The organism is Nocardia sp. CA-145437, assembly GCF_050956485.1.
Taxonomy (GTDB): domain Bacteria; phylum Actinomycetota; class Actinomycetes; order Mycobacteriales; family Mycobacteriaceae; genus Nocardia.
In genome coordinates, this window is the sequence record NZ_CP191204.1 from 5,744,388 (window position 1) to 5,764,390 (window position 20,003).

At 68.8% G+C, this 20,003-nt stretch carries 17 protein-coding genes; 9 read left to right on the forward strand and 8 right to left on the reverse strand.

Translation table 11 applies throughout. The features are described from left to right. Nucleotides 1-210: 210 nt before the first annotated feature. The 4 genes from ACQPYY_RS26775 (at nucleotide 211) to ACQPYY_RS26790 (ending at nucleotide 5,107) form a co-directional block, all read left to right on the forward strand. Nucleotides 211-1,866, forward strand: coding sequence for an acyl-CoA synthetase (locus tag ACQPYY_RS26775; RefSeq protein ID WP_379094425.1), 1,656 nt, complete (start codon nucleotides 211-213; stop codon nucleotides 1,864-1,866). A 143-nt stretch (nucleotides 1,867-2,009) separates the two neighbouring features. Further along, entirely contained in the window at nucleotides 2,010-2,585 is a 576-nt protein-coding gene (locus tag ACQPYY_RS26780) for a hypothetical protein (protein ID WP_433591449.1), read from the forward strand. Between the two features lie 334 nt (nucleotides 2,586-2,919). Further along, nucleotides 2,920-4,275 carry a PepSY-associated TM helix domain-containing protein gene (locus tag ACQPYY_RS26785; RefSeq protein WP_433594734.1) on the forward strand — a complete coding sequence of 452 codons (1,356 nt, stop codon included), beginning with the start codon at nucleotides 2,920-2,922 and terminating at the stop codon, nucleotides 4,273-4,275. 133 nt (nucleotides 4,276-4,408) lie between these two features. Beyond that, nucleotides 4,409-5,107 (forward strand): hypothetical protein, encoded by a 699-nt coding sequence (locus ACQPYY_RS26790; protein ID WP_433591450.1) that lies wholly within the window; start codon nucleotides 4,409-4,411, stop codon nucleotides 5,105-5,107. Between the two features lie 266 nt (nucleotides 5,108-5,373). Here the strand turns inward: ACQPYY_RS26790 and galK are convergent, their stop codons facing one another. After that, a complete protein-coding gene (gene galK / locus ACQPYY_RS26795; RefSeq protein ID WP_433591451.1) occupies nucleotides 5,374-6,486 on the reverse strand; it encodes a galactokinase in 1,113 nt (370 codons plus the stop codon). Nucleotides 6,487-6,759: 273 nt separating this feature from the next. Between galK and ACQPYY_RS26800 the strand changes: the two genes are divergently transcribed. Continuing rightward, on the forward strand, nucleotides 6,760-8,277 hold the full coding sequence (locus ACQPYY_RS26800) for a diguanylate cyclase domain-containing protein (protein WP_433591452.1): 1,518 nt from the start codon (nucleotides 6,760-6,762) through the stop codon (nucleotides 8,275-8,277). A 157-nt stretch (nucleotides 8,278-8,434) separates the two neighbouring features. Here the strand turns inward: ACQPYY_RS26800 and ACQPYY_RS26805 are convergent, their stop codons facing one another. Then, nucleotides 8,435-9,118 carry a DUF6319 family protein gene (locus tag ACQPYY_RS26805; protein ID WP_379094415.1) on the reverse strand — a complete coding sequence of 228 codons (684 nt, stop codon included), beginning with the start codon at nucleotides 9,116-9,118 and terminating at the stop codon, nucleotides 8,435-8,437. Nucleotides 9,119-9,442: 324 nt separating this feature from the next. Further along, complete coding sequence (locus ACQPYY_RS26810; RefSeq protein WP_379094413.1) at nucleotides 9,443-9,820, reverse strand: hypothetical protein; 378 nt, start codon at nucleotides 9,818-9,820, stop codon at nucleotides 9,443-9,445. 215 nt (nucleotides 9,821-10,035) lie between these two features. On the opposite strand from ACQPYY_RS26810, the gene ACQPYY_RS26815 reads away from it, so the two are divergent. Further along, the gene (locus ACQPYY_RS26815; protein ID WP_433591453.1) at nucleotides 10,036-12,000 is read left to right on the forward strand and encodes a molybdopterin-containing oxidoreductase family protein; all 1,965 of its coding nucleotides are present in this window, start codon (nucleotides 10,036-10,038) and stop codon (nucleotides 11,998-12,000) included. Nucleotides 12,001-12,004: 4 nt separating this feature from the next. Here ACQPYY_RS26815 and ACQPYY_RS26820 read toward each other — a convergent pair whose 3' ends face one another. Next, nucleotides 12,005-12,889: an SGNH/GDSL hydrolase family protein gene (locus ACQPYY_RS26820; protein ID WP_379094409.1), complete on the reverse strand. Its 885-nt coding sequence runs from the start codon at nucleotides 12,887-12,889 to the stop codon at nucleotides 12,005-12,007. Nucleotides 12,890-12,984: 95 nt separating this feature from the next. Then, entirely contained in the window at nucleotides 12,985-15,387 is a 2,403-nt protein-coding gene (locus tag ACQPYY_RS26825; protein ID WP_433591454.1) for an MFS transporter, read from the reverse strand. Between ACQPYY_RS26825 and ACQPYY_RS26830 the strand changes: the two genes are divergently transcribed. Further along, the gene (locus ACQPYY_RS26830; protein WP_379094406.1) at nucleotides 15,380-15,595 is read left to right on the forward strand and encodes a hypothetical protein; all 216 of its coding nucleotides are present in this window, start codon (nucleotides 15,380-15,382) and stop codon (nucleotides 15,593-15,595) included. The genes ACQPYY_RS26825 and ACQPYY_RS26830 overlap by 8 nt on opposite strands. Nucleotides 15,596-15,649: 54 nt before the next feature. On the opposite strand, the gene ACQPYY_RS26835 is transcribed toward ACQPYY_RS26830, so the two are convergent. Further along, the gene (locus ACQPYY_RS26835) at nucleotides 15,650-16,309 is read right to left on the reverse strand and encodes a phosphate signaling complex PhoU family protein (RefSeq protein WP_433591455.1); all 660 of its coding nucleotides are present in this window, start codon (nucleotides 16,307-16,309) and stop codon (nucleotides 15,650-15,652) included. Nucleotides 16,310-16,504: 195 nt separating this feature from the next. On the opposite strand from ACQPYY_RS26835, the gene ACQPYY_RS26840 reads away from it, so the two are divergent. Further along, complete coding sequence (locus ACQPYY_RS26840) at nucleotides 16,505-17,665, forward strand: AI-2E family transporter (protein WP_379094402.1); 1,161 nt, start codon at nucleotides 16,505-16,507, stop codon at nucleotides 17,663-17,665. Here ACQPYY_RS26840 and ACQPYY_RS26845 read toward each other — a convergent pair. Next, entirely contained in the window at nucleotides 17,662-18,519 is an 858-nt protein-coding gene (locus tag ACQPYY_RS26845) for a DMT family transporter (RefSeq protein ID WP_433591456.1), read from the reverse strand. The two genes, ACQPYY_RS26840 and ACQPYY_RS26845, sit on opposite strands and share 4 nt — an antisense overlap. Nucleotides 18,520-18,693: 174 nt before the next feature. On the opposite strand from ACQPYY_RS26845, the gene ACQPYY_RS26850 reads away from it, so the two are divergent. Next, a complete protein-coding gene (locus ACQPYY_RS26850) occupies nucleotides 18,694-19,656 on the forward strand; it encodes an esterase/lipase family protein (protein ID WP_433591457.1) in 963 nt (320 codons plus the stop codon). Between the two features lie 26 nt (nucleotides 19,657-19,682). Here the strand turns inward: ACQPYY_RS26850 and ACQPYY_RS26855 are convergent, their stop codons facing one another. Beyond that, nucleotides 19,683-19,910, reverse strand: coding sequence for a MarR family transcriptional regulator (locus ACQPYY_RS26855; protein WP_433591458.1), 228 nt, complete (start codon nucleotides 19,908-19,910; stop codon nucleotides 19,683-19,685). Between the last annotated feature and the right edge of the window lie 93 nt (nucleotides 19,911-20,003).

Sequence of the window (20,003 nt, forward strand, 5' to 3'; positions counted from 1 at the left end):
CCCGCACCTTCCCGGTCCCGATCACCGCGACACGGTGGCAATCCTGGGATTCACACCACGAGCTGCGAGGTTTATTCGTAACCGCGAGTAACGGAGACCTCGGCCACATCCTCGCTGCCTGCGCTTGCTAGGGTTAGCACCGCACTGGATCTCGATGTTGTGGTCCGTCGGCGGACTCGTCCGGCAGGGGGACCGCGGAAGGTTGTACCCATGTCACTTCCATCGGCGGGCACGGTTCTACGCAAGGCCGGCGATACCGCACTGAGCGTCAACGCGATGGTCCGAGGGGGACTGTTCAATCCGCTGCGCCCCGATCACGCGGTGCGCTCGGCGATCAACGTGTTGAAGTTCGGCCCCTTCGCGGGCGCGGTGGTGCACGCCGCCAACACCAATCCGAAGTCCGCGGCCATCGTCGACGAGCGCGGCGAGCTCACCTTCGAGCAACTCGACAAGCAGTCGACCGCGCTGGCCCGCGGCCTCGTCGCGCAGGGCCTGGGCCCCGGCGACGTGATCGGCGTGCTGGCCCGCGACCACCGCGGCATGGTGCTGAGCCTGGTCGCCGCCGGCAAGCTCGGCGTGCGCGCGGTGCTGATGAACACCGGCTTCGCCAAGCCGCAGTTCACCGATGTGGCCGTCCGCGAGAAGGTCAAGGCGGTGCTGCACGACAGCGAGTTCTTCGACCTCATGTCGGCCATCCCGGCCGAGATTCCGCGTATCCTGACCTGGGTCGACGAGAAGGACAATGCCGACCCGTCGATCCCGACCATCGAGTCGGTCGCGGCCGGTCAGTCCACCGCGCCGCTGGCGCCGCCGGAGAAGCCGGGCGGCATGGTCATCCTGACCTCGGGCACCACCGGCACCCCCAAGGGCGCGCCGCGCGACAAGGTGTCGCCGTTCATCACGGCCCAGTTCCTGGATCGAATCCCGTTGCCGCGCAACAGCACCGTGGTGATGGCCGCCCCGATCTTCCACGCCACCGGCCTGTCGCAGTTCACGCTGTCGATCGCGCTGGGCAACCGGGTGGTGTTCCAGCAGCGCCGCTTCGACCCCGAGACCACCCTCGCCAACCTGGTGAAGTACCGGGCGCAGGGCCTGACCGTGGTGCCGACCATGCTGCAGCGCATCCTCGACCTGCCGGAGGAGACCCTCGCCAAGTACGACCCGAAGGCGACCCTGCGCGTCATCTTCGCGGCCGGCTCGGCGATCCCGCCGGACGTCGTCACCCGCACCCTCGACTACTTCGGCGAGACCCTCTACAACGTGTACGGCTCCACCGAGTGCGCGGTCATGACCGTGGCCACCCCGAGCGAGCTGCGCAAGGCCCCGACCACCGCGGGCAAGGCCCCGGTCGGTATTCGCGTCGCGCTGTACGACGAGAACCGCAAGCGCGTCACCGCCCCGAACGTGACCGGCACGATCTTCATCGAGAACGGGCACTCGTTCAAGCAGTACACCGACGGCCGCACCAAGGAGTACGTGGACGGGCTGATGTCCTCCGGCGACGTCGGCCACTTCGACACCGACGGGCTGCTGTTCATCGACGGCCGCGACGACGACATGATCGTCTCCGGCGGCGAGAACGTCTTCCCGCAGGAGGTCGAGAACCTGCTGTCGAACCGGCACGACATCCTCGAGGCCGCCGTGGTCGGCGTCGACGACCGCGACTTCGGCAAGCGGCTGCGCGCCATCGTGGTCCCCGGCCCCGACTCCAAGCGCGACGTGCAGGAGATCAAGGACTACGTGAAGGAGAACCTGGCCCGGTACAAGGTGCCGCGCGAGGTCATCTTCCTCGACGAGCTGCCGCGCAACGCCACCGGCAAACTGCTGCGCAAGCCGCTCATCGAGATGGAGATCACCGAGAACTAGGATCTTCGCCGCAGGTTCGCGACCAGCGGTTTCCGCGCCCCGACCGGGTGCGGAAGACTCTCATAGCCAGTTCTTTTCGTGCCCCGCTGCCCGGCAGCGGGGCACGAGCGTCTGAGCAAAACCGCGATCGCTATTATCAGCGCGTGAGTTTCGAATCCGGCCGCAGTACGGCGCAATTCCGCAGTGATGCTGCGGTGTTGCGCGGTGGGGCGGCCGGTTCGGTGTCCGGGGCGCTCGCGATGGCCGCGCACGGCTGGATCTCGGGGGCCGCGCCCCTGGAATCGGGGCCGTTGACGCTGCTGGTCGCCGCCTCGGCCGCGGTCGGCGCGGCGGTGGCGAGCGTGCACGCGCTGCGCTCCACCGTTCCGGGTCTGGTGCTCGCACTGATCGGCGGGCAGCTGCTCGGGCACTTCGCCATGATGTGGGGTTCGCCGGGGAGCATGCACCACATGCATCACACCGCCTCGATGTGGAGTCCGGCCATGCTGGCCGCGCACATCACGGCCGCGTGTGTCGCGGCGGTGGTCATTCTGGGCGCGGAGGCGGCCTATCGGATCGGCACCACGGTGCTGGCCCGGGTGCTGCCGCTGCCCATTGCACTGCCGGTGCTGTCGGGGCCGCCGCGGCTGCCCATCGCGCACCGGGATCTGGTCGTACTGCGCATCTTCGCGGCCGACGTCTTCCGTACCCGCGGGCCGCCCGCGCTCGTTCGAGGCTGATTCCTTACTTTCACCCGGGCACACGGACTTTCGCGTTCGTGTGACTTCGTTGTACGCCCGCGACCGGTCGCGGTGGTGTCTGCGTGTCCCGGCACTCCCATGACCGCTGTGCGCCGCGTGCGCGCCGTGAGGGGGTCATGGGTGCCGGCCCAGCGCCGCATCGACGTGTCCCCGTACGTCGCGTTCCGGGTGTTCCCTCGAACCTGAAAGACCACTGGTGACAATCACTGAGAGCGGTGTCGAGACGACACCGCCGCCCTCCCCTGCCCCGACGCCGGAACCGGCGTCCGGGAAGTCCCCGAAGCGCGGTGCGGGCAATGCCTTCCAGGCGCTCATGCTGCGCCTGCACTTCTACGCCGGCGTCTTCGTGGCGCCGTTCATCCTGATCGCGGCCGTGACCGGCGCGCTGTACGCGATCTCGCCGACGCTGGAGAACATCACCTCCAGCGGTCTGCTGCACACCGATTCGACGGGCCCGGCCAAGCCGTTGAAGGAGCAGATCGCGGCCGCGCAGGCGGTCGAGCCTGCGCTGGCGCTGGTGGCCGTTGCTCCCGGCCAGAACGCCGGTGACACCACGCGGGTCATCTTCAGCGATCCGTCGCTGGGTGAGTCCGAGCGCCGGGCCGTGTTCGTCGATCCGGTCACCGCGCAGACGGTGGGCGATGACGTCGTCTACGGCAGCTCGGGCGCGCTGCCCCTGCGCACCTGGATCGACAAGCTGCACAAGGATCTGGACCTGGGCAAGGTCGGGCGCTTCTACAGCGAGATCGCGGCGTCCTGGATGTGGCTGGTCGCACTGGCCGGGCTGGTGCTCTGGTACCGGCGGGTGCGGGCGCGGCGCGAGAAGCGCTCGGCCGGTTGGCTGCTGCGTCCGGATCGGTCGCGGCCCCGCGCGCGCACGCTGAATTGGCATGCGGTGGTGGGCGTCTGGATCCTGCCGTTGATCCTGCTGCTGTCGGCCACCGGTATGACCTGGTCGAAGTACGCGGGTGAGAACGTGACCGAGCTGCGCAAGGCCATGAGCTGGCAGACCCCCGCGGTGAACGCCAAGCTGCCGGGATCGAGCGGTCCGGCCAAGCCCGCGGGCGGCGAGCACGACGGGCACGGCAACGCACCCGCGGCGACGCCCCCGGCGGGCAAGGCGGCACTGGCCGACACCGTCTATGGCGTCGCCCGCGCCAACGGCCTGGAGGGGCCGCTGGAGATCAGCATTCCGGCGAAGGACAGCATGGCTTTCGTCGCGCAGGAATTGCGGCGTCCGGGGCAGTACACCCGCGATGCCATCGCGGTGGACGGCGCGACCGGCAATGTCACCGCCAAGCTGCCCTACGCCGACTGGCCGCTGATGGCCAAGCTCACCAACTGGGGCATCCAGTTCCATATGGGCCTGCTGTTCGGCCTGGTCAATCAGCTGTTGCTGCTGGCGGCGATGATCGGGCTGGGCACGGTGATCGTGCGCGGCTACCTCATGTGGTGGCGTCGTCGCCCGACCAAGGAGTCGAAGCTGGCCGTGGGTAAGGCTCCGCGGCGCGCGATCGCGCAGACTCCGTTGATCGTGCTGCTGCCGCTGGCGGCCGGCGCCGCCGTGGTCGGCTGGTTCGTGCCGATGATCGGCCTCCCGCTGCTGGCCTTCCTGGTGATCGACGTGCTCGTGGGAGTGGGAGCCCGCGTGCGCGCCAAGACGGCCTAGGCACCGAAATCCACTGAGCGACACGGCCTCCGGGCCGTGCCGCCGACCCCCTGCACCCTTTCGCAGCTCGCGCGACCGCGACCTGCGCCTCTCGTGCGGCCTCTGACCCGCACCGACGAAAGATCGAAAACTGATGAAGCTCAACAAGTTCGCCGTGTCCGCCGCCCTCGTGACCACCGCCCTGGGCGTCACCGCCGGAACCGTGAACGCCGCCCCCGCCCCCGCGGACGCCGGTGCCATCAACTACACGGCCACCAGCAGCGACAAGGACCTGGTCATCCGCACCGACGCCGGTTCCATGGGCGTCGAGAACGGCGTGTTCACCATCAAGGCCGCGGACGGCACCACGGTCGCCGGAACCGAGCTGTCCCTCCGCGTGGACGATTTCGTCTTCCCCATCGCCACCGAGATCCACGACCGCGTCGCCACCCTGACGCCGCAGATCGACCTCGCGCACGCCACCTACAAGCCGGTCGCCCTCCCCTTCGAGAACAGCGCCCCGTGGAAGACCGACTACGAGCGTGAGCAGGCCGCCTGGAGCCGCATGACCAGCACCCTGTCCATGGGCGCCACCATCGGCACCCTGACCGGCGGTCTCGGCGGCGCGGCCCTGGGCTGCCTGATCGGCGGCATCGCCGGCACCGCCCTCACCGGCGCCCTGCTGACCATGTTCGGCGCGGGCCCCCTCGCCGGCTGCATCGCAGGCGCCGCCGCGGTCGGCTTCCTCGGCACCATTGCCGGCCAGGTCTTCGTCACCGCCCCGTTCGCCATCGCCGCCGCCGTCCAGTACTTCACGACGATCAACCAGCCGTCGATCAAGCCCGCCAAGTAGCCCGAAAACCGCTGCCCGCCATCCGATCACCGCATCCGCGATCGGTTGGCGGGCACACCGACTCCGGCTCTATACCGCAGGAATCCGGGATGCCTCGACGGCCGTCTTGATCTTCGCCGGCGTCCCGTTCACGCCGTCGACCATCTCGTCGTCGAAGTCGTCCACGCCGCCGAGCAGGTGCTCGCACGCCCGACGGGCGAAGGAGTCACGACCTCGGGGACAGGAGACAGTTGTGGGCCCACCGATATCGGCGACTGCGGCCCTGGTCAGCCAAGACGATGGGCACCGGCGGAGGGGGTGGCGGTGAAGATGTGGGGGGCGGTGAATCCCTTGGCGGTCAAGGCTTCTCGAATTCTTCGGGAGGCCGCGGTGGCGCGGCTCTGATCGATGAGGGCGAGGATGCTGCCACCGAAGCCGGCGCCGGTGAGACGGGCGCCGTGGGCGCCGGCGGTGAGGGCTGCGGCAACGGCCGTTTCGAGGGGTGGGGCGGAGACTTCGAAGTCGTCTCGGAGGGAGGTGTGGCCGGCGGTGAGGAAAGGGGCGATGGTGCGGGGGTCCGCACCGGAGCGCAATTGTTCGGCTATTCGCAGGACACGGGCGTTCTCGGTGATCACGTGGCGGGCGCGTCGGCGGAGGACGGGGTCGGGGAGGCGGTCGATCTCGGCGGCGGTGGGGAGGTCGCGGAGGGTGGGGACGTCCAGTTGGGCCGCGGCGGTGGCGCATTCGGCGCGGCGGGTGGCGTAGGCGCTGTCCATGAGGCGATGCTGGGCGCCGGTGTCGACGATGAGCAGGGTGAGGCCGTGGCGGGCGAGGTCGAAGGGGATGTGTTCGGTCTTGCCGGTGCGGGTGTCGAGGAAGAGGAGGTGGCCGGGGGTGCAGAGCAGGGCGGCGGATTGGTCGAGGACGCCGGTGGGGACGCCCGCGTAGACGTTCTCGGCGGTGCGGGTGATGTCGATGAGGTCGGCGGTGGAGACGCTCGGGGCGAACAGGTCCCGCACGGCGATGGCGACCGAACAGGTCAGGGCGGCCGAGGAGGACAGGCCCGCACCGATCGGGACGGTGCTGTCGAGGTCGATGTCCAGGCCGCGGATCTCGTGGCCGCGACGCTCGAATTCCCGGATCACGCCCAAGGGGTAGCGGGACCACGCGGGGAAGTCGGACCAGCCCGCGGTGGACAGATCCGCGGTTGTCGTGTCGACCGTGTCGCCGGGCGCCTGCTCAGATCTCAGGCGCAGCACACCATCCGGTCTGGCGCGGGCGGTGCAGGTCGTGCCCAGCGGCAGCGCGAGGGGCAGGACATACCCGTCGTTGTAGTCGGTGTGCTCGCCGATCAGGTTGACCCGTCCGGGAGCCCACCAGCGTCCCGCCGTCGATTCCACGTGTCGGGCTCCTCTTCACCGGGGTGTGCGGGGCGTACGGTTCGATCTGCGGGGAGCATAGCGAGTCTCCCGAAAGCGGCCCTGCGGGTTCGCCGAACTCCCATCCGGACCGCCCGCTTTCATGTCATGATCGGTTCGGTTGCCCAATAAGTGGCAGCGCCTTTCTCGACCGGGCACTCTGCCACCGCAGCGCGGGGACCTATGCTCGTACCGCAACACACACGGTTGATGATCGGCGGTGTCTTTTCGAGTACTGCTCGGACAGGGGGGCTGGTGGGAACAGAAGTACAACCGGCCGGACGGCCGAGGCGTTTCAACATCTGCTGGCGCACGGTCCTGTTCATCTGCGGCGTACTGATTCTCGGCCTACCCCTGGTGATCAACTCCAAGGCGGTGGCGCTGGGCACGCTGTTCGTGTCGGTGGCCATCAGTCTCACCATGATCGGCATGGGGGTGCGCAAGTTCCGCCCCCGCCATCCGCTGCCGTGGTACCTGCTCTCCGCGGCCGCCGTGCAATTCGCCATCGGCACCGCGCTGCGCCACATCTCCGATTCCCAGCGGCACCCCTTCGACGACCTGTTCACCCTCAGCGGCTACTGCTGTGTCGGGGTGGCCGCGGTGCTGTGGTTGCGCCCGCGCCAGAACAGCACCGACCACGATCTGCTGCTCGATTCCGGGCTGATCGGGCTGGGCGCGCTGCTGCTGTCGTGGACCTTCCTCATCTCGCCGGTGCTGCACATGTCCCGGGACCTGGACTTCACCACCGTCACCTGCGTCGCGGACCCGATCGTGGACGCGCTGCTGCTCACGGTGATCGTGCATTCGGTGATCACCTCGGAGCGCTCGGAAACCTCACTGCGCCTGGTGCATCTGGCCATGCTGGTGATCCTCGCCGGTGACCTGGCCTACAACCTGGAGACCGCGGGCTCGGCGGTGATCGGCCGCCAGATCCAATTGCTGCCGCTGCAGCTGGGATTCACCCTGATCGGCGCGGCCGCGCTGCACCCCAGCATGGTGGTGCTCGGCGGGCCGCGCGATATCCACCCGCACCGGTCCCGGCAGCGGGCCAGCATCATCGCCATCGTCATGATCGTGGCCTCGCTGGTGCCGGTGGTCGGCTCCAGCCTGGACACCCTGGACCGCACCGTGGTCTCGTCGCTGTTCGCGCTACTACTAGCCGGAGTGCTGCTACGCAGCGAGCGCGCCATCGAACGCAGCGCCCGCAGCGAGCGGCGCGCGCAGTATCAGGCAGACCACGACATGCTCACCGGACTCCTGAACCGCGCCGCCCTGCTGCGGGCGCTGCACCGTAATCGGGACCGGTGGGCCGGACAGCCCCTGGCGCTGCTGTTCATCGACCTGGACGGATTCAAGCGGGTCAACGACAACTACGGGCACGCGGTGGGTGATGAGCTCATCGCCAATGCGGCGGCCCGCATCCGCCGGGTGATCCGCCGCGACGACGCGGCCGCCCGCTACGGCGGAGACGAATTCGTGGTGCTGGCCCCGCTGGCCCGGCCGCACGCCCTGCAACTGGCCGAACGCCTGCTGGCCACGCTGGGCGAACCGTTCGAGTTGAGCGCGGCCGAGGTGCGCATCGCGGCCAGCATCGGCATCGCGTGCTCCAAACCGCGCGAGACCGAGACCACCGTCTACGAGTTACTGCGCGAGGCGGATTCGGCCATGTACCACGCCAAGGAATACTCCCTCGGCTACATCTTCCACGACGACTTGCGTCGCAACCGCCCCGAGGCGGGCACCCGCACCTGGCAGCGCGAATCCGCGGTGTGAGCGCGCGGTAGCCGCCGCGTACACGGCGATGACTCGCGCTACGGGGTGGTTCACTCGACCCACGCTCGGCGGTCATGCCCCACCGACATGGGGAGTTGTGGCCCAACCCACACGAAAAGGGTTGGGCCGTCAGCCCTCAGGCTGGAACGCCCCGCTCTCAGGCCAGGTCTTCCAATAACCGACGCGCCGACTCGAGCTCGGCCTGCAGCTGCTCGACCTTGGCGCGCTGGGAGGCGCGCACCGACTCCAGGATCGAATCCACGACCTCCGACACCTCGGGGTGCAGGATCTTGGCGGCCTGGGAGACAGCCGAACTGGGCACGGCCAGGCCGCGGATGGTGCGCTTCTTGCCGTTGACGACATCGAGGGTCCACTCGCCCTCGCCGGTGCCGCTGAGGGTGACCGTCACCTCGGGAGCCTTGGGCTTGCGGGCGGCCGACGCGGTGGCGGCGGCGTTGCGGGCCGGGCGCGAGGCCTTCTTGGCCTCGGCGGCGGGCTCGCCCGCCGGCTGCGGGGTGGCTTCCGGAGCGGGCGGGGTGCTCGGCGCGGCGGCCGGCATCGTCGCGGGGGACGACATCGTCACGGTCGGTTCCTTCCTGGTTGCCGTTCTGGGGGTTGCACCGGCCGGTTTGGCGCCGGAGGCCGGCGCGGTGGCCGGTTTGGCCGGGTTCTGCCGGGCCGGCTTGGTCAGGGTCACCTCGGTGGGACCGAAGGACAGCACGTCCTTCGAGCCCGTCGGCTTCACCTGGAGGAAATCGCCCTCGGACGGATCGCCGAGGGACATCACCTTGCCGGAACGACCTTCCGGAACACCGACCGCCGACGCGGTGAACCACACCATAGGCGGTCTGCCAGCGTCGATTTCCGCGGCGATCTCCCGAATCTCGGTATCCGACAAGGGCTGTGGCTTGGTACGGGTCGACATGGGCACTCCGGGGCGGACGGGGCGGACAGCTGCGTGCCAAGAGCATGCACCATGGCACCGACAAATCCACATCCGGAGAACGCGCCTGGTCACCCACGCACGGTCAGTGATCCTTCAGCTATTCCTACTGGTGCGGCCCACGGAGCATGGCCGGCGCTGGTGATCCTAGGCGTCCGCCCCTGTCCCCGCGCAACTTTCGTGACGGACCCGTCCGACTCGCGCCCGAATAGCGAGTATCGATCAGAGCTGCTCGACACCGCGCAGCACACACCGCACGGTCTGTGGCCGGGCCACCGGATCCAGCAGCGTCTCGGTGGTGAAGTCCTGCGTCGCGCCGGGCGCCACCAAGACCTCGGTGCGCGTGCGTTCCAGATCCGCGGACTCGGGCGTCTGGAAACTGATCACCACCAGATACCGGTGCTCCACCACATCCCGGTTGCTGACCACGGCGGTCGCCTGCCAGCCCGCGGAGGTGCCCGCGCAGGCGGTGACGAAGGCGCTGCGCTGCATCTCGGCGGTGTCGCCGACGGAGTGCTCGGCATTGGACTGGTGCGCGTGCGCGGGTTCGCCGTGTCCGCCGTGCGCGCAGCCGGTCAGCAGCGCCGCGCATCCTGACACGACACCGACTAGACCTCGGCCGGGGGTGATCATGAATCTCCCATTCCACCGCGCACTTCCGCCCCCGCACTCCTGTTGCGGCTGATTAGCCGCGGGCCGAGACTACCCCAGCTCGACCGCGTGTCGTCACATGACGGCATAGGCGTGTCGCACTGGAAAACCGGCCGTATCCTCGTCTTTCGCGGGTGTCGGAGCCCCTGCATACGATCTAGTACGTGAAGGTACTGGGAGCATGCCCCCTCGACTGCCCCGACGCCTGCTCCTGGGTGGTGGACGTCCAGGACGGCCGGGCCGCCGGCCTGCGCGGCAACAAGGAACATCCGGTCACCCGGGGCGCGCTGTGCGTCAAGGTGAACCGCTACCTCGAGCAGGTCCACTCCCCCGAACGCCTCACCCGCCCGCTGCGCCGCGTCGGCCGCAAGGGTGAGGGCCGGTTCGAGCCGATCAGCTGGGACGAGGCGCTCGACGAGATCGCCACCCGCCTCACCGCGATCATCGCCGAGCACGGCGGGGAAGCGGTGTGGCCGTTCCACGGCACCGGCAGCCTCGGCTTCATCCAAGGGCTGGAGGGTCTTTCCGGGCGGCGTTTCTTCAACGCGCTGGGCGCGTCCGGGCACGACCCGACCATCTGCTCGGTCGCGGGCACGGTCGGGTTGCGGTACACGCTGGGCACGTCGGGCGGCATGGATCCCGAGGACCTGGCGAAATCGAAGCTGATCCTGTTGTGGGGCACCAATCCGCTCACCTCCGGCCATCACGTCTGGAAGTTCATCCAGGACAGTGGCGCGTACACCGTCGCGATCGACCCGGTGCGCACCAAGACCGCCGAACGCTGTGACGAACATCTGGCCCCGCTGCCGGGCACCGATGCCGCGCTCGCGCTGGGTCTCATGCACGTGATCGTCGGGCTGGGCGCGCAGGACGAGGAGTTCCTGGCCGCCCACACCGAGGGCTGGCCCGAATTCCGGGCCCGCATCGCCGAGTACCCGCCCGAACGGGCCGCCGCCATCACCGGGGTGCCGGTCGAGCGCATCGTGGCGCTCGGCGAACGGATCGCCGCCACCCGCCCCACCGCCATCCGCGCCTCGCAGGGCATGCAGCGGCACGCGGGCGGCGGCATGGCGCTGCGCACCCTGGCCTGTCTGCCCGGCGTCACCGGCGACTGGGCGATTCCCGGTGGCGGGCTGCACTATTCGACCAGCGGTCACTTCCGTCTGGACATCGACGCCCTGACCCGTTTCGATCTGCTGCCGCATCCGGTGCGGACGCTGTCGATGACCCGGATGGGCGAGGCCCTGTTGGATCCGGACGGTCCGCCGGTGCACTCGTTGTTCGTGATCGGCGCGAATCCGGTGGGCTCCAACCCCGATCAGCGCCGGGTGATCGAGGGCCTGTCCCGTGCGGATCTGTTCACCGTGGTGCTGGAACACTTCCCGACCGATACGGTCGACTACGCCGATATCGTCCTCCCGGCCACCATGCAGCCCGAGCACCTCGATGTGCTGGCCGCCTACGGCAATCTGTATCTGGTCTGGAACGAGCCCGCCGTGGCTCCGCCCGGCGAATGCCTGCCCACCACCGAGACCTTCCGGCGGCTGGCCCGGCGCATGGGGCTGACCGAGCCGGCGCTCTACGAGTCCGATGAGGAGCTGGCGAACCAGCTGCTGAAACAGTACGACGTGGACCGGCTGCGCGCGGACGGGTTCCTGAAGATCGAGCCGGGTCCGGTGCCCGACGGGAAGCTCCGGTTCGTCTCGGACCAGGTGGCGGCGGCCGGGCACGATCCGGTGGCCGGATACACCCCGCCCGCGGATCCCGGTGACGGCCTGGTGCTCATCTCGGCGGCGTCACACTACTTCCTCAATACCGGGTTCGGTTCGAATCCCGAATTGCGCCGCCGCGCAGGCGAACTCCGCGTCACCATCCATCCGAACGACGCGGCCGCGCGCGGTATCGCCGACGGCGACCCGGTGACGGTCGGCAATGATCGCGGCAGTTTCGAGGCCGTCGCCGAGGTCTCCGACATGGTCCGCCCGGGTGTGGCCGCGACCCCGAAGGGCCGCTGGGCCAAGCATTCCGGCGGCGCGACCGTCAACGCCACCGTCGCCGAGCGGGATTCGGATTTCGGCGGCGGCGCGGTGTTCCACGACAACCGGGTGTGGATCCGCCCCCGGAACTGAGCGGTCAGGACGCGGCGAGTCGCTCCAGCACGCGCCTGGCCTGATAGTCCGCGCCCAGCTGGTTGGGGTGGAAGGGGACGGCGAGGCCGACCGGGTTGCCGGAGAACGGCAGCAGCCCCTCCACCCAGCGGGTGCCGACGGGCCGGCAGGCGTCGTGGCCCGCGCTGCCCGCGTAGGTGTCGACGAAATCGACTCCCGTGCTCGCCGCCACCCGTTCGAGCATGGTGTGCAGTTCGATCAGCTTCTGCCCCAGCCAGACCGCGTCGCCGTCGGAGATCGGGATGACCGGCCAGCAGCCGCCGTCGAGGCCGATGCCTTCGAAGTAGTCGAGCAGCAGGATGCGGGCGTGCGGCGCGCGTTCGCGAATGCCCGCGATGGTGGCGGCCACGCGTGGCTCGGTCCGGGCGATGTTCTGCGACATCCGGTCGACCCCGTCGGCGACCATCGAGTTCAGGCAGGGGCTGATGGCGGGGTCGAGGGTGATGCAGTCGGTGACGATGGCCGCCAGATTCGCGTCGTTGCCGCCGATTTCGAGGGTGACCAGATCGGTGGATTCGGTCAGCGAGTCGAACTGCGGCGCGTTGGAGCCGAGCACGGTGTGCTGCGGCTGGGTCATATTGGCGGTGACCGCGCCGCCGCAGGTGGCGTCGCGGAAGACCGGCACCGCCAGCGCCGCGGCCACCTGTTTGGCGTAGTTGTGGGCGCTCTGCGCGCAGGGCGCGGGGGTGAACGCGGTGCTGAGCTGGCTGAGGGTGGCGTCGGCCGCCCAGGAGTCGCCCAGGGCCACATACTCGTTGACCGTGGTGGCTGGTGGTTCGGCGGACACGGCCCCCGCGGGCAGGACGGCGGCGAGGGCGGCGGCGGTGAGCAGTGCGCGCGAGGTCTTCATGTCTGGTCTCCCCTGGATCAGTCCCCAATACCGAAGAAGGGACTGTTTTCAGTGCGGAACCTAGCAGTTGGACCGTCGTCCTGCTCGCCGAAATCTCAAACCCGGTCCGCCACCTCCCGCAGGTCCGCGCCCACCATCTCCCTGCGGTCGACGCTCGCCGCCTCCATCCGCTCGTACCCGAGCAGGACATCGTGCGCCACTTCGCCGTCGGCCACGGTGACCCGGCTGAAGGCGGCCGGATAGCCGCGGGCCATCACGGTGTAGCGGCCCTCCGCGAGATCCGGCACCACATAGCGGCCGGTGTCGTCGGTGCGAGTGACCGCGATCAGGTCCCCGGCCTCGTCGAGCACGGTGATCTGGGCGTCGGGGATGCCGGCGCCGCGGTCGTTGCACGCCGATCCGGCCAGGACCGCGCGCGGCGCGAGTTCGATGTCGTGGCGCAGCATTCCGCTGTCGGGCACGGTGAGGGTGACCGCGGACGGCCGCATGTGCTCGGCCACCGCGACCAGCGTGTAGGTCCCGGCCAGCACGCCGCGGCAGGTGAAGTCGCCCTCGGCGGTGGTGACGGCCGAGCCGACCACGTCACCGAAGTGGTCGGTCAGGGTGATGGTCGCGTCGCCGAGCGGCGCGCCCCGGCCCGCCGACCGCACCACGCCCGACACCTCACCGGAGCCGAGCAGGGCGACATCGAGCCGAAGCGGGCGGCTACCGACCGAAATGCTCACCGCGGCGGGCTGATAGCCGTAGGCGGACACGATCAGCACGTACCCACCCGTGCGCGGCGCACCGATCAGGTACTCCCCCTCCGCGTCGCCGACGGCTCGCGATACCTGGCGTCCGCGCTGATCGATCAGGGTGAGCACGGTGTCGGGCACCGACTGCCCGTCCTCCCGGCGCACCCGGCCCGACACCGACAGCCCCGGAGCCTCCTCCAACACGAACTCCGGCTCCGGTTCGAGCTCGGGCTCGGGCTCGAGGATCTCCTCCTCGACGACCACCACCGGTTCCGGAGTGTCCTGCAGCGGAATCTCTTTCATGAACAGCAGCACGACCGCCGCCACCACCGCGACCGCGGCGGCCACCGCGAACACCCCGCCCATGGCATGGGTGAAGCCGGTCAGGATGGGCGTGCGCACCTGTTCCGGCAGGTCCGCGATGCCGCTGGTATTGGCCTCGATCCGCCCGAGCTGCGCGGCATCGAAACCCGGCGGCAGTTGACCGCCGAAGGCCGCCAGGATCTTTCGCGGCAGCAGGTTGAACAGGATGGTGAGGAACACCGCGACCCCGAGGGTGCCGCCCATCTGCCGGAAGAAGGTGGCCGATGCCGTGGACACGCCCATGTCGGCGCGCGGTCCCGCGTTCTGGGCGGCGATGATCAGCGTCTGCATGCAGCCGCCCAGACCGAAACCGATGACGCCGCAGTACAGCAGCGGCTGCCACAGCGGGCTGTCGAAGCGGACCAGCGCGAACAGCACCGATCCGGCGGCGATGATCAGCGAGCCCAGGACGGGCAGCGCCTTGTAGCGTCCGGTGAACTTCGTGACCAGCCCGGACAGCTGCGCGCCCAGCATGATGCCCAGCACCAGTGGCAGCATGAAAAGCCCGGAGCGCGTGGGCGAATACCCGCGCACCACCTGGAAGTACAACGGCACCAGCACGATCGCGCCGAACATGGCGACGCCGACGATGAATCCGCCCAGGATGGCGATGCTGAAGGTGCGACTGCGGAACAGCCGCAGGGGAATCAGCGCGGAGTCCTTCATGAGCAGTTCGACGATGAGGAACGCGGTCAGCCCGGCGGCCGCGATGCCGTAGCAGAGCAGCGCGTGCTGCGACTTCCATCCCCATTCGCGTCCCTGCTGGGCGACGATGAGCAGCGGAACCGTGCCCGCCGCAAGGGTTATGGCCCCGAGCCAGTCGGTGCGGTGGCGGTGCCGTTCGAAGGGCACGTCGAGCACCTTGCCGACCACCACCAGCGCGAGTGCGCCGATCGGGACGTTCACCAGGAACACCCAGCGCCAGCCGGACAGTCCGAGGATGTGGTCGGCGTTGGAGAAGAAGCCGCCCAGGACGGGGCCCAGCACCGTGGCGATGCCGAAGACCATCATGAAATAGCCCTGGTACCTGACCCTTTCGCGGGGTGGCACGATATCGCCGATGATGGTGAAGGCCAGCGACATGAGCCCGCCCGCGCCGACGCCCTGCAGCGCGCGGAATCCCGCGAGCTGGTACATGGAGGTGGCGAAGGTGCAGGCCACCGAGCCGAGCACGAAGACGCCGATGGCGATGAGGTAGCAGGGTTTCCGGCCGTAGATGTCGGCCAGCTTGCCGTAGAGCGGCGTCGAGATGGTGGCGGTGATCAGGTAGGCGGTGGTGGCCCAGGCCTGTTTGTCGAAGCCGTGCAGGCTGTTGGCAATGCGGACGATCGCCACGCTGACGATGTTCTGGTCCAGCGCCGCGAGGAACACCCCGAGCAGCAAGCCGGACAGGATGGTCATGATCTGGCGGTGCGAGAGCGTTCTGTCGGCGGGCGCCGAGGGTTCGCTCGGCGCTGATTTCTCGGTGGACGGTGCGACCCGGACCGGCGCTGCCACCCGCGACGGGGTGGATACCGATGCCTGGGTAGAGCTGTTTGGCATGTTTGGGGCCCTTGTCGGATTTCGGCTTGCCGTGCGTGCGGTGCTACTCGAAAAGACCTCGCCATGAAGCAATTCGGGCAGCTTACTCCCGCCGATCGGGGCCCCTCACAGGAGGTGGCGGTTACGCCTCCGTTTGCGCGTAGAGCGGAATGCCGGTGTGGAAGAAGCGAATGAGGCGGCCGATGCGCACGCAGTGGTCGGCCGCGCGCTCGAAGTGGTGGGCCAGTAGGGCGATGTCGATGGCCATGGCCGACCCGTGCGCCCAGCCGTCGTCGGCCGCGAGCTCAACCAGACGGCCGCGCAGGCGCTCCAGGTTCTCGTCGCGCGGGACCAGCACGCGGTCGCGCGGCGGGTTCTGCGCCGCAATGACTCTCACCGCGCTGGCGGCGAGATGCGTGACCGCGCCGGACATTTCCACCAGCAGGTCCAGGACATGCTCGGGGGCCACCGGGTTCGGGTAGCGGCGCACCACCACGTCGGCGACGCGGCTCAGCGATCGGCTCACGGCCAGGAGGTCGTCGGCGATCTGCATGGCGGTGATGACCTGGCGCAGGTCACGGGCCACCGGGGCTTCCAGGGCCAGCAGGATGACCGACCGGTCCTCACATTTGGCGTGCTCGATCTCTACCTGCTCTTCGAGCGCGAACACCTCGTACGCGGCCGTCAGGTCGGCGGCGAGGAGCGCTGTCGTGGCCCGCTCGGAGGCCTCCTGTGTCAGCTGCGCCATATGCGCGAGCTCCTCGGTCAGCGCCATCAGTTCGCTGGAGAATTTCGTGCGCACTCGCATATCTTGGCCGCCCTCCCGCATGCCTGCACACTATCGCGGGAAAACCTTTCTCTCCGAATGGGTCTCGATTCCGTTCACCAGAAGTAAACAGACCGTCCAGATTTGTCTGATTTGTCCACCGGTTGTTCGATTCGACCTGCTTCGGTGGGTCGTAACCGGAAACACCCGTCGGTAACCGAGACTGGCCCCGTGGCCGCCGACAACCCAGACCCGCCGCAGCGGACCGCCATGCCCGCGTGGCTCCCCCGCGCCATGGTGCTCGCGCTGGCCCTGCTCGGGCTGTTCGAACTCGCCAATTGGGCGGCGCACCAGCTCATCGGGATCGCGATCATGATGACGGTGGCGTTCTTCGTGTCGCTCGCCATGGAGCCGGCGGTGGACGGGCTCGCCGGGCACGGCGTGAATCGGGGGCTGGCCACCGGGGTGGTGTTCATCATCGTGTTCGCCTGCGCCGCGGGGTTCGTCGCGACGCTGGGCGTGCTCCTGGTCGAGACCGTCTCCCACGTGGTGAGCGAACTGCCGCGACTGGTCGACGAATTGGTGAATTGGGTCAATCGCGTATTCCACCAGAATTTCACCTTGGATCAGTTGCGCGATCGACTCTTCAAGGATTCGGACATCATCAGTTCCTATGCCGAGCGGGCGGCGAACAATGTGTGGGGGCTGTCGAGCACGGTGCTGGGCGGGCTGGCGCAGTTCATCACCATCGCGTTGTTCAGCGTGTACATGACCGCCGACGGACCCAAGCTGCGGCGCTCGGTGTGCTCGTTGCTGCCGCCCGCGAAACAGGGTGCGGTGCTGCATGCCTGGGACCTGGCCATCGACAAGACCGGTGGGTACCTGTATTCGCGGGCCCTGCTGGCGGTCATCTCGGCCATCGCGCACGGGGCGTTCCTGGCGCTGCTCGGCCTGCCGAACGCGCTGGCGCTGGGCATCTGGTTCGGTGTGGTGGCCTCGTTCGTGCCCACCATCGGAACCTATATCGCGGGCGTGCTGCCGATCCTGGTGGCGCTCACCATCAGACCGCTCGACGCGGTGTGGATTCTGCTGTTCGTGGTGGTCTACCAGTGGGTTCAGGACTATGTGCTGCAGCCGCGCATCACCGCGCGGACGGTGGACGTGAATCCGGCGGTGGCGCTGCTGTCGGTGATCATGGGCGGGGCGCTGCTGGGGGCGGTGGGGGCGCTGCTCGCCATTCCGGCGACCGCCACCTTGCAGGCGTTCCTCGGGGAGTACGTGAAGCGGTACGAGGTCAGCGAGGATCCGCGGATCGAGCGGAAGGGCGGGGCACGCAAGCAGCGCAAGCTGGATGAGGCCGCGGCGAAGGACGCCGAGGAGTCCGAGGACTAAGCGCGGACCGGGACGGCGTCCTCGGGCCGCTTGGCCCGCGCGGTACCCAGGATCGAGCCCAGGATCACCAGCGGGAAGCCGATCGCCATGCCGGCGGTCAGCGGCTCGTTCAGCAGCGAGACGCCGATCAGCAGGGCCACGGCCGGATTGATGTAGGTGATGACCGTCGCGCGGGACGGGCCGACCTCGCCGATGAGGGCGAAGAAGACGACGAACGCGAGCGCCGTGCACAGCAGGCCCAGCCCGACCACCGACCAGGTCGCGCCCGCCGGGAAATGGGACGGCATGCGCCACAGCGTGAACGGCAGGTAGAGGGTGGCCGCGAAGACCAGCGACGCGGTGACCACGCCGATCGGCGGCAGCTCCTTCAGCTTGCGGTCGATGATGATCGGGCCCAGGGCGTAGCCGACCACGCTCACCCCGATGGCTGCCGGCGCGCCCAGGTTCGACATGTCGATGTCCAAGCCCACCAGTGCGGTCACGCCCGCGAAGCCGATCACCAGGCCGAGGATCCGGCGCGGATCGAGACCCTCGTGTCCGAGGCGGGTGGTGATCACGATCGCGATCAGCGGGACCGCCGCGATGAGCAGCCCCACCGTCGAACTGGTCAGTCGAGTCTCCGCGTGCCCGATGAGCAGCCACGGCCCGGTGATCTCGACGAGCGTGTACACCAGCACCCACCGCCACTCCCGCAATACGGGCCACAGGACCTTGGTGAACAGCGCGACCGGGAGCAGCACCACCGCACCCAGCAGTGTCCGCCCGAATGCCACGAACACCGGATCGAACTCCCCCACCGCCACCCGGATCATCGCGTACGGCACGCCCCAGATAACGCCCATACCCAGGAACAACAGCCACCGCGCTTACTCACCGCACACTCCTTCCGATCCCCGGGAGCGTAGGGCACGCCGCCGACACGCTGAACCAGTCGTCCGAACGTGGCCGCCCGCCGAAGTATTTCGGTGAGGAACGCGACACCGGCGGCTTCGGAGACAAACGGGGCTCCGCCAGGTAGACAGATGTGGATGCGAGTCGGCACTGTCGTCGCGGTCACGGCGGCCGCGATCGGACTGAGCGTCACCCCCGCCGCCGCGGCCCCTCGTCCCGGCCCGATCGGCGAACCGCCGCCGAGCATCGCCGGGCCGCTCCGGAACAACGGAACGGGCCAGCCCGCCGAACACACGCAGCGCGGGCAAGCAGGACAGACCTCGACGACACTCGAACCGGCGATCGACTGCGTGTCATCACCGGAGCAACCGAATCCGGTTGTGGTGCTGGGCGGTTTCGGGGCGGTCGGCGACATCCGCGGGACGCTGGAACGACAGATGGCCGGAATCACCAGCGGCATCAGAGATCTCGGTGGCTGCGCCTTCATCTTCGGTTACGGAATCATCGGCCCGATGCAAGCGGCCGCGCCGGTCGCTGAATCAGCGGGCCAGTTGCGAGCATTCATCACGAAGCTGCTCGCGACGACCGGAGCCACCCACGTCGACATCGTCGCCCATTCGTCGGGCGCGCTGGTCGCGAACTACTACCTGAAATTCCTCCACGGCGGCCCGCACGTCGACCGCGCGACATACCTCGCGCCGGTCACCAGAGGAACAACCGCCGCCACCCTGATAGGCGGCCTCGACCTCCCCGGCTCCCCCGAGGGCCTGGCCGAAATCCTGAACGACGCGACAGATCCGCTGCGCGCCAATGTATTAGCCGGAGTAGCAGGCGCTCTGGACTGCCTGGCCGGATCCCAAGTGAACCGAGCCCTCCTCGACGGCGGAATAACCGTCCCCGGAGTCATCTACTCGGTCCTCGCCACCCACGGCGACCAAGTCCTCACCCCACCCGGCCCAGCCTCCTTCATCAACGACCCCCGCGTAGAGAACGACTACTTCGAAGACCTGTACCCGCAAGCCGGCATGTCCAGCCACGCCACACTCCCCATGACACCGGAAGCAGCGCAGTGGGTGACCAAACAGCTCCTCTCCGAATAGCCGAACCCCGTCCCCCCACCCAGCATTCATCCGAACCTCCTGCTCTTCGCAGCCACCGCCAGCCGCCCACGGTCACTGATCCGCCAACGACCGCGGTCGCTCTCGCGCACGACAAGCCCGCGAGCCATCAACTGCACCAGCGCATTCCGCGTACTCCACCCGGTGAGCGATGCCGCCCGCTGAATCTGCACAGCCGACAACCGCCCATCAGCGACGCTCAACACGCTCAACACGGCGAACTCCGCAGTAGTCATGCCGCTCGATGCCTGCCCTGATGCCACCACCCCGCTTGCCCTCGGGCGGGGAGCTCGAGGTGTCCTCCGCCGCCGAGCAGCGCGAGCCGAAGA